This is a genomic window from Terribacillus sp. 7520-G (assembly GCF_002271665.1).
Lineage (GTDB): Bacteria > Bacillota > Bacilli > Bacillales > Amphibacillaceae > Terribacillus.
Map to the genome: position 1 here is coordinate 183,177 of NZ_NQFP01000011.1, position 10,188 is coordinate 193,364.

Genomic DNA, 10,188 nt, shown 5'->3' on the forward strand with positions numbered 1-10,188 from the left:
AGTCTGATGGATTAAGTCCTCCTCCTGCTTGCTCCAATACTTCGCTGAAATCCTTCATTCCGCCACAATATACAGGGTGGAGTTTGGCGGAAGACATCGGGATTCACTGGTCCAAAATGAAATACCCCCCTCCTATCCAGCTCTTTTAGCTGGTATGCCAAGCATCATGTTTCACCACATACTCATAAAGGGAAAATTACGATACTATAGTGTAGACTATGAAATTTCAATACCCTTCCACAAAGGCAACCAATCCTCATAGTTTTGTCTTATAATAGAAGAAGTAAATTTATGTAAAAGTTAGTAATTCTGAAAGGAGATACATAATCTTGAACACCGAATACTTAGATTTACTAGCTCAGAAATATGACACGGAAGAGAAAGTTGTCACAGAAATCATCAACCTGAAAGCCATCCTTAACCTTCCGAAAGGGACCGAGCATTTCGTCAGTGATTTGCACGGTGAATATCAAGCGTTCCAGCATGTACTGCGCAATGGTTCCGGTAGGGTGAAGGAAAAAATAAGGGATATTTTCAGCGGGGTCATCTTCGAGAAAGAAATCGATGAGCTGGCAGCGTTGGTTTACTATCCGGAAGAGAAGCTGCAGATCATCAAAAATGAATTCCATAACGAAGAAGAGCTGCATGAATGGTATAAAAAGACGATTGAACGGATGATCAAGCTCATCTCCTACGCTTCTTCCAAATACACACGTTCCAAACTGCGGAAGGCATTGCCCAGTCAGTTTGCCTATATAATCGAAGAGCTCCTATATAAAACGGAAGCATCTGCGAATAAAGAGCAATATTATTACGAGATCCTTGAACAGATCATCTCGCTTGGACAGGCCGACAAGCTGATCATCGGCTTGGCTTATAGCACACATCGATTGGTCGTGGACCACCTGCATGTCGTGGGCGATATTTATGATCGGGGACCTGAACCGGATAAAATCATGGAAGAACTGATCAATTACCATTCCGTCGACATTCAATGGGGCAATCATGATGTGCTCTGGATCGGCGCCTTTGCCGGATCCAAGGTCTGCCTGGCGAACATCCTGCGTATTTGCGCGCGCTATGATAACTTGGATATCATTGAAGATGTATATGGCATCAACCTTCGTCCGCTGCTGAATCTGGCAGAGAAGTACTATGATGATAACCCGGCTTTCCGTCCGAAGACACATGCCGATAAAAATACATCCGAGGACGAACTGGTGCAGATCACCAAAATGCACCAAGCAATCGCAATGATCCAATTCAAATTGGAAAGCCCGATCATCAAAAGACGCCCGGGCTTCCATATGGAGGAAAGGCTGCTGCTTGAAAAAATCGATTTTGAATCAAATGAGATAACCTTGAATGGCCGCACGTACCCATTGGAAAATACATGCTTCGCCACCGTCAATCCAAAGCAGCCGGATATGCTCTTGGAAGAAGAGCAGCAAGTGATCGACAAGCTGTTGTTCTCGGTCCAGCATTCAGAAAAACTGGCCCGGCATATGAATTTCCTCATGCGCAAGGGCAGCTTGTATTTGCGTTATAATGGCAATCTCTTGATTCATGGCTGTATTCCGATCGATGAAGAAGGCAATATGGAGAAAATGGAGATCGAAGGCAAGTCTTATGCCGGCCGGGAGCTGCTCGATCGGTTTGAACAATTCCTGAGAGAGGCTTTCGCCCATCCAGAACGAACGGATGATCTCGCAACCGATATGGTCTGGTACTTATGGACAGGCGAATACTCCTCCCTATTCGGGAAACGGGCCATGACAACCTTCGAACGCTATTTCATCAAGGACAAGTCAACGCACAAAGAAATAAAGAACCATTATTACCATCTGCGGGAAAAGGAAGGAATCTGCGAGAAAATCCTGGCAGAATTCGGTTTGGATCCGGAACATGGCCATATCATCAACGGGCACACACCTGTCAAAGAAATCGAAGGCGAAAACCCGATCAAGGCAAACGGCAAAATCATCGTCATCGATGGCGGCTTCTCCAAAGCCTATCAATCAAAAACAGGCATCGCCGGATACACCTTATTATATAATTCCTACGGCATGAAGCTCGTCGCCCATAAGCATTTCAATTCCAAGGATGAAGTGCTGCATGATGGAACGGATGTATTATCCGTCAAAAGATTGGTTGATAAGGAACTGGAGCGGAAAAAGGTCCTGGAGACGAATGTTGGCGAGGAATTATGCAAACAGATCAATGCACTCAAGGATTTGATGGAGTATCGATATATAAAATAAAAAAGAGTCCGGAGACAATTTCTTCGGACTCTTCAACTTTGTTCCCTGACTCGCTTAGCTCCGCAGCCCCAAAGAATGCTGCCAAATGGATAGGAAATAAAGACAAAAACTTCCACCTCCCATTAGCACACCCTCTCCTTACAACCGATAAATATATCTGATAAACGGAAGATAGATAAGCTGATATTCTTCCTTTTATATAGGCATCCGCCCAGTCTTTTGGGCAATGCCCCACATACCTTACATGGAAAGCAATGGAGGTATGTATATGACCAATTTTTATTCCTTTCACGGAACCGTCACGATGATCAGTGATCTTCCGGGTAATGGCAGAGGGGAAGGGTGCTATAAATTCTTCACTGTGGAAAACGAAGCTGGGTCCATCGTGAATTTTGTCGTATCCCCAACTACTTATTTCGCGGACCACGCGCTGGTATCCGTAGGCGATCGTGTGACTGGCTATTATGATGGGGATGCACCCGCCATCATGATTTATCCGCCCCAATATCCAGCACTGGTAATGGTAAAGGAAGGCCCGGATCAAAACGTGAAAGTAAGTTATTTCAATGAACAGCTCGCAAGCAGCGACGGCCAGCTGCAGCTGACCATCTCCCCCTATACCCAATTGCTGCTGCCGAACGGGCAGGCCTTTACAAGCAGCCTTGCCAATCGCGATTTGATTGTTTCCTATGGACCTGCCACCAAGAGTATGCCGGCACAGACGACGCCATATAGAGTAATTGTTTTGTGTAAAAGCTTATAAAAAGGCGGATCTTTAGTCAACTTATAGATAGAAGGACTTTTCAAAGGAATAGCGAAAAAAACACAGATAGGAATCACAATTCCATATATGCAATAAAAGATAAAAGCCCGTTTCAAATCAAATGTTTGAAACGGGCTTACTTTTATTCAGGTTTAATATCCCAAGTTACTTGTTCATCTGTCCAAGAGAAGGACGGTTCATAAATTAATTCATAAGAATCAGATTCTGGTACATCGAATGTAAGCGTACCACTCATTTTCTTACCAGCATTAACATCGCCAGAAAGGTCCAGACCATCTCCGCCATAATAAAAGTCCAAGCTATTTCCTTCAGCATCATAAAGATTGAATTCTGTGTTATCGATGAAGGCTTTATCATCTTTATTATTAGTCACATTGACATTCATTTGAAGAACCTTGCCCTGTTCTGCCGGGCTGTACTCACTAGCCTGCACAAACTTAGCATCAGCAATTGTGATTTCAAGGCCGTTTAGGTCTACAGTATCACCAACCACAAATGTTTTAGGTTCCTCTTTCTTTGTTTCTTCAGCTTTATTTTCCCCTACTTTTTCACCAGTATTAGATGAATCATCTCCGCCACTAGCGGCTACCGCAATGATGATAACAATAACAATAATTGCTATAATACCTAGACAACCAAATTTAAAAAACTTACCCACTACTTTTCCTCCTAATCAACTAAATCATACCAAAAAACCATTTCCAGTTATTATAGTAAACTATTATACTAGTGCTTTCAACCAAAACATTACATTTTTTTTAGTTATTTTTTAATGGTTAATGTGTGAACCACTAAGAAAATATACCTTGTCGATGAACGAAGAACCCGCGGATGGCGATGAGTGAGTAAAGTAAAAATCGCATGTTTAAAACCACCTATACATAGGGTATGCTTCAGCTTTTTTCAGCTCTTATTTTCTGGATGATATTTTTACAGGCCTTCAGTACAGGACTATAGGTAAAATGCGTAGTGAAAAGGAAAAAGTTAAGTATCAAGGAGGTTATGTCCAGTATACCTATTGCTCTTTTGGATTTGGCGGTGGAATTCCAGGTATTTTTACTAATAAGAAATCTGGTGCTGGAACATATCCTTTTTTCACCCTTGTGATTTGGATAATACAGGCAATCCTCCTCTCAAATAGCTTGTTAAAAACCCCTACAAACAAGTTGAAAATCCCTTTGACCTATGAGACTTTAACAACAACACGATTGATCCAAAAAGAACGAAACACCAAAACCATGGGAGGTTTTAGAATTTGGAAAATCATTCTATATTAAATCCAGCTGTCGATGATTTTGTATGGAAAGAGGTAACGGTCAAGCAACTCCTGACTGCCTATGAAACGGGCGAGTTTACTGCAGCAGAAGTAGTCCAAGCCTATTTGGACCGAATTGACAAATACGAAAAAAACTACAATGCGTTCACGTTCATGAATGATGATGCCTTGGAAGAAGCGAAGGAAATCGATCGATTGCGCAGGGAGGGAAAACCGCTTGGGCCGCTAGCCGGGGTGCCGATTGTAATCAAGGAGGCCGTGGATGTGAAAGGGTTTCCCACAACTTTCGGCTGGGCTCCTCTTTGCAAGGATGCTGGCGGGATCGAATTGATGCCGAAAAATGATGCACCTGTTGTCTCACGACTGAAAGATGCCGGGGCGATCATCCTGGGGAAAACGAATATCCCGGCATTCAGCGCGAGAATGGATTCCGCGAATACAAGCTGGGACGGCCCAACCTATAATGCCGTAGATCGGAGATTCTCTCCAGGCGGAAGCAGCTCCGGTACTGCCACTGCGATTTCAGGCAACTTTGCCGTTCTCGGGGTAGCGGAAGAAACAGGCGGCTCCATTCAAATGCCGGCAGCCTCTCAAGCGATTGTCGGGGTCAAGACCTCCTTTGATTTGATACCTACAACCGGTGTGACACCGATTGCCGGAAGTACTCGCGATGTTTTGGGACCGCATGCCCGAACTGTCGAAGATGCTGCACTAATGCTGGATAGCATGGCAGGCTATACCGATGACGATGCATTGCCAAAGGAAGGAAAAATCCCTGCAGGCGGCTATACCTCAGCCTTAAGCGAAAAAGCACTGCAAGGAAAAAGGCTCGGATTATTCGGTCCAGGCTGGAGCACGAAAGAACTTTCACCAGAAACGAAAGCATTATATCTACGTGAAATAACAGCGCTGCAGGAACTAGGAGCCGTAGTATTGGAGGATCCTTTTGAAGGCTCCGGTTTCGTGGACTTCACTGAATCGATAGGGGATGATGCAGCACGGATGCTCTTTGGCCTCGACACTGTTTTTCATGACATCGAAAAGTATATCAAAAATTTGGATCCCGATGATGATACATTATCCGCTAAGCGTGTTTTTGAAAGAGCCGGAGAATTTCCTTGGGACAAAAACGGTCCGCTTGATCTCTTTGAAAACACCAAAGAATTAATCGCCGACCCTAAGCTGGATATTTCCGAATTCAATGCGGCTCGTTCCGAACTCCTCCGCATCATTACGCAGGTAATGGAAACACATAATTTGGACGGCTTCGTCTTCCCGCAGATGACCAGATCCATTACCTCGCTGGAAGAAGGAGTCGAGGGATTGGCGAACATCACCACAACCGTCTCTGAAATCAATATCAGCGGCCTGCCGCTTGTAACAGTCCCTGGCGGCTATTATGAAAACGGCTCCCCGTTCGCATTGGTATTCATGGGAGGAATGTGGAGTGAAGCCAAGCTCTTGAGAATGGCTTATGCCTATGAGCAAGCGACGAAGCATCGAGTCGCCCCTGTTTTGGAGGGATGAACCTGTAAAGGCGAACATCATTGTTCGCCTTTTTTATTTGCAGGGATCACCAATAAAAAAGGCATCCCTCAGCGGAACGCCTTATGAAGCTTCTATATATCATTCAGACTGCTCTGTATCTTCCTCTGTATCCCCGGAATCTTGTTCTTCGATTTGTTCATCATCCGTCGGTTCTTCATCATCATTATTACATGCTGCCAACGTCAGAACTGATACCATACCCAATGCCACCATCCATTTTTTCAGCATGGAAACCTCTCCTTTAAAGAAATTAAGGTACATAAGGTAAGATACCAAAAGCTTGTTAAGGCTCGGTCAAGAGCCCGTAAATAAGTGGTTAATGTTAAAAATATGTAAGGGCGATTCTTAACAAAAAAAGAAGGTATTTTCTAATATAAACTTCTATAAGGAAAAGCTTCCAAGTAAAGAATCCGTCATCAGCTCCTTTTACTTTGCAAACCAATACTTTTACCCACTGGAAAAGGAATGTCCGAATAGGCTAATGTACCCCGAAAACTTCCCCTGTCAAACCGGAATATAATTCTAATTATCTATTTATGTTGTAATTTCTGACATATAAATATTATAATGCCTATTAGAGTATCTAAATATGTTGATAAAAAAATGCATATTAAAAAGAATGTCTATAGAGAAGAAAGGGCTTGAACAGTGAGAATCAAAACAAAACTTCTAGGGATAATCTCCATTTTAATATTTTCCTTATTATTGATTGGGGGTTCATCCATATTCATCAACCACTCCATTACCGAGAAGAATGATATCTTAAAGGATAAAATGGAATTTCAAAACAAAATAAAACATGTTCAATACAGGCTGGCCGGGCTGTCGAATGATGAAAGAGGATTCATCATTACCGGGAATCAAGAATTTGCTGACGGAATGGAAGAGAAGGCTGATGACGTCTTCTCCACGCTGGATGAATTGGAATCACTGGTACATAATCAGGATTATATGACGAATGTGAATGATATCCGCGATAATTTCACTGATTTCTGGAGCATGAATCAAGAAGTGGTATCCCGGTCCGCCTCTGATCCGGAAGCAGCACAATCACTTCACTTGGGCGAGGAAAGGAAATTACGGAAGGAAGTATTGGATCCATCCGTGAATGAATTGGTCGATCAATTGAATGATGATGTAGACGGCTTGGAAAAAGAGATCGATAGGTATGGACAGATAAGTCAATGGTCCATTATCTTGGTAACCATGCTTTCTATCATTTTGGGGATCGTTTTGAGCATCCTCCTTTTAAAATCCATCCTGGTGCCGCTGAGAAGCTTGAATAGGCAGCTGGAGGATATTGCCGAGGGAGATGCGGACCTGACGCAACAAGTCATGGTAAGAAGCAAGGATGAATTTGGCCAGCTTGCCGACTCCTTCAATGCTTTCGTCAGGTCCCTGGCAGGTATCATAAAACAGATAAGCAGTTCATCCCAGCAGGTTGCAGCTTCTTCAGAGGAATTATCGGCAAGCTCCGAACAGTCAAGAGCTACATCCGATCAGATATCCCAGTCGATGCAGGGAATCGCCCTGACGAGTACCGAACAAAGTGCAATGACAGAAAAAAGCGCACAATCGATTACAGAAATATTAAAGAGCCTCTCCAATGTGGCTGATAATACAAACAACATAGCGGGGCATTCCTCTTATATGAAAGATAAGGCGGAAGCTGGTGCCTCCTCCGTGAATAAGATGTCAGAACAAATGACGCTGATTGATCAATCTGTCCGGGAGGCTGGTGACGGATTAGAGACATTGGTGAAAAGCACAACGGAAATAAGCAATATCTCTTCCCTTATCACCGATATCTCCGAGCAAACCAATCTCCTGGCATTGAATGCAGCCATTGAAGCTGCCCGGGCCGGGGAACAAGGAAAAGGCTTTGCTGTCGTAGCGGAAGAAGTCCGCAAGCTCGCTGATGAAACCAATCAATCTGCCGGCACGATCAAGCAATTGGTCTCTGCAATAGAAACAGACTCGAAAGAAACGGTAAACAATATCACGAACGTCCAGCACAACGTGGATACAGGCATGAATCATGCCCAGGAAACCCAGGAGCAGTTTAACGAAATAGTACGCCTTGTGGAACAAGTGACCGCCGAAATACAGGAGATGGCAGCTGCCACCCAGCAACTGACCGCGAGTGTGGAAGGCATACAGCATACCATTTCGACACTTGAAACAGGAGCCCAGGAAACATCCTCCAGCTCCCAGGCAATTGCCTCGGCAACCCAGGAACAGTTAAGTTCCATGGAAGATATTTCGAACGCTGCTGTTTCTCTTTCGGATTTGGCCGAAGAGCTGCAGGTGATTGTTAATCGGTTTAAATATTGAAGAAAGATCCCTCAGAGAAAATCTGGGGGATCTTTTTGATTAGAGAGGTGCTTGGATTCTCTTCCACACCATTATTTCCATTTAGCTCCTACTGCTGCCTCACCCTAACTGAATGTATTTCATTTGTACACACCCTCAATTCATCACCTTTATAAACACGACTTTCAGGTAGTTAAATTCAGGGTAATTGTGCGGTACAGTAAAATCTTCTGGCAGTTGGTGTTCTTCCAAGATTTTGTAGCGTGTGTTGGATTCCGTAAATGCTTTATCGATAAATGATTTGAACTTTTTCATGTTGAAGCTTGCGTTATTTGTCGACGCAATGATCAACCCGCCATCATTTGTGATTTTCAAGGCATCTTGCAGCAGCTTCGGATAATCCTTCGCCGTGCTGAATGTTATTTTCTTTGTACGTGCAAAGCTTGGCGGATCCAATACCACAACATCAAATTTCAATTCATGACGGGCCGCATATCGAAAATAATCAAAGACATCCATCACCTTGATGCCCTGCGCCTCATCATCAATTTCGTTGACTGCAAATTGCTCGATGGTCTTTGGCAGGCTCCGTTTTGCTACATCCACACTCGTTGTCTTGACGGCACCGCCTAGAACGGCTGCTACGGAGAACGCACCTGTATAAGAGAATGTATTCAGAACCGTTTTTCCTTTTGCATAATGGTCACGCAATGCTTTTCGAACATCACGCTGATCCAAGAAAATCCCTGTCATTGCGCCATCATTTAAATCCACCGCATATTTCATCCCATTTTCCAAGACGATCAAAGGAAATTCTCCCTTTTCACCTGACACATAATCATCTTGTTCCACGTACTGACCATTGGTGTTAAACCGTAATTTCTCATAAAGACCACGAACTTCTGCCACTTCTCCCAAAGCTTGATAGATATCTTCCCGGAAAGAATAAATACCTTCACTATACCAGTTCACCATATAAAAGCCGTCATAGAAATCAATGATCAAGCCGCCGATACCATCACCTTCCCCATTAAACACCCGGAAAGCGGTCGTATCATCGGTTTCATATAAATTCTTCCGCTTGGCAATAGCCGCACTGATTTTCTTAACGAAAAACTTCACATCAATTTTTTCTTGTTCCTTGCGAGTCAACACCCAGCCTATTCCTTTATTTTGCAGACCATAATAGGCTGTAGCAATATACCTGCCATTGGCGTCAATTAAGCGTAATATGCTACCCTCTTCCAACACTCTTGCAGTGTCAACCGCTTCTTTTGTGAGTAGCGGATAGCCATTTGTTATATCTTTAACCGACTTTGAGTTTAGTTTTACTTCTAATGATTGTCTCATGTAGTCATCCTTACTTTTTCTTGTTTGATTTAATTATGCCATTGTTTTAAAGAATAAGCGAAGACAGAAAAAATAAAAGGAGCAGCAATTAGCCACTCCCCAATACTATATCTATATCTGTTACAAGCCAACTTGATCAGCAGCGTATGTTGCATGCTCTGTGCTGAATCCTTCATAAACCAATTGATCAATTAAACCCTGTCTTGAAAAAGAAGTATAATCGAGGTATTCTTGAGCCGCCTTAACAGCTTGCTCCTGCCAATCGACTGTGATGTTTTCTGCACCGTATGTTGCATCTTCCGTGCTGAAACCTTCGTACTCTAACTGTTCGATCAACCCTGATTTGGAAAATGCAGTGTAACCAATATAGTCTTGAGCCGCCTTAGCTGCTTGCGCTTGCCAATCAACCGAGATGTTTTCCACACCATATGTCGCATCTTCTGCGCTAAACCCCTCATACTCTAATTGATCGATCAATCCCGATTTAGAGAATGCAGTATAATTTATATAGTCTTCAGCAGTTTTAACCGCCTGCTCTTGTGAAACAGTCATGCTGGCTTCTTTGGATTCCTGTTCTTTCTGTACTTGCTCCTCAGCTTCCTTCGCTTCCTGCTCTTCCTTCTCCTTCTGTGCTTGCTCCTCAGCTTCCTTCGCTT

The 10,188-nt window shown here is 43.5% G+C and carries 9 protein-coding genes; 5 read left to right on the forward strand and 4 right to left on the reverse strand.

Annotated elements, in window-relative coordinates:
* Positions 1 to 329: 329 nt before the first annotated feature.
* Positions 330 to 2,261: a fructose-1,6-bisphosphatase gene (gene fbp / locus CHH53_RS05605; protein ID WP_095215135.1), complete on the forward strand. Its 1,932-nt coding sequence runs from the start codon at positions 330 to 332 to the stop codon at positions 2,259 to 2,261.
* 268 nt (positions 2,262 to 2,529) lie between these two features.
* Positions 2,530 to 3,024, forward strand: a complete 495-nt coding sequence (locus tag CHH53_RS05610; protein WP_095215136.1) for a hypothetical protein — start codon at positions 2,530 to 2,532, stop codon at positions 3,022 to 3,024.
* Positions 3,025 to 3,166: 142 nt separating this feature from the next.
* Here CHH53_RS05610 and CHH53_RS05615 read toward each other — a convergent pair whose 3' ends face one another.
* Complete coding sequence (locus tag CHH53_RS05615; protein WP_095215137.1) at positions 3,167 to 3,703, reverse strand: DUF4352 domain-containing protein; 537 nt, start codon at positions 3,701 to 3,703, stop codon at positions 3,167 to 3,169.
* 304 nt (positions 3,704 to 4,007) lie between these two features.
* Between CHH53_RS05615 and CHH53_RS05620 the strand changes: the two genes are divergently transcribed.
* On the forward strand, positions 4,008 to 4,322 hold the full coding sequence (locus CHH53_RS05620; protein ID WP_095215138.1) for a hypothetical protein: 315 nt from the start codon (positions 4,008 to 4,010) through the stop codon (positions 4,320 to 4,322).
* Complete coding sequence (locus tag CHH53_RS05625) at positions 4,301 to 5,848, forward strand: amidase (protein WP_095215139.1); 1,548 nt, start codon at positions 4,301 to 4,303, stop codon at positions 5,846 to 5,848. The genes CHH53_RS05620 and CHH53_RS05625 overlap by 22 nt, the downstream gene beginning before the upstream one ends.
* Before the next feature lie 99 nt (positions 5,849 to 5,947).
* Here CHH53_RS05625 and CHH53_RS17295 read toward each other — a convergent pair whose 3' ends face one another.
* Positions 5,948 to 6,097 (reverse strand): hypothetical protein, encoded by a 150-nt coding sequence (locus CHH53_RS17295; RefSeq protein WP_158221493.1) that lies wholly within the window; start codon positions 6,095 to 6,097, stop codon positions 5,948 to 5,950.
* Between the two features lie 420 nt (positions 6,098 to 6,517).
* Between CHH53_RS17295 and CHH53_RS05630 the strand changes: the two genes are divergently transcribed.
* Complete coding sequence (locus CHH53_RS05630) at positions 6,518 to 8,203, forward strand: methyl-accepting chemotaxis protein (RefSeq protein WP_095215140.1); 1,686 nt, start codon at positions 6,518 to 6,520, stop codon at positions 8,201 to 8,203.
* Positions 8,204 to 8,338: 135 nt separating this feature from the next.
* Here the strand turns inward: CHH53_RS05630 and CHH53_RS05635 are convergent, their stop codons facing one another.
* Together CHH53_RS05635 and CHH53_RS05640 are read right to left on the reverse strand one after the other, a co-directional pair.
* Positions 8,339 to 9,532, reverse strand: coding sequence for a class I SAM-dependent rRNA methyltransferase (locus CHH53_RS05635; RefSeq protein WP_095215141.1), 1,194 nt, complete (start codon positions 9,530 to 9,532; stop codon positions 8,339 to 8,341).
* Positions 9,533 to 9,652: 120 nt separating this feature from the next.
* On the reverse strand, positions 9,653 to 10,188 hold a 536-nt coding region (locus tag CHH53_RS05640; RefSeq protein ID WP_095215142.1), incomplete at its 5' end, for an Ltp family lipoprotein.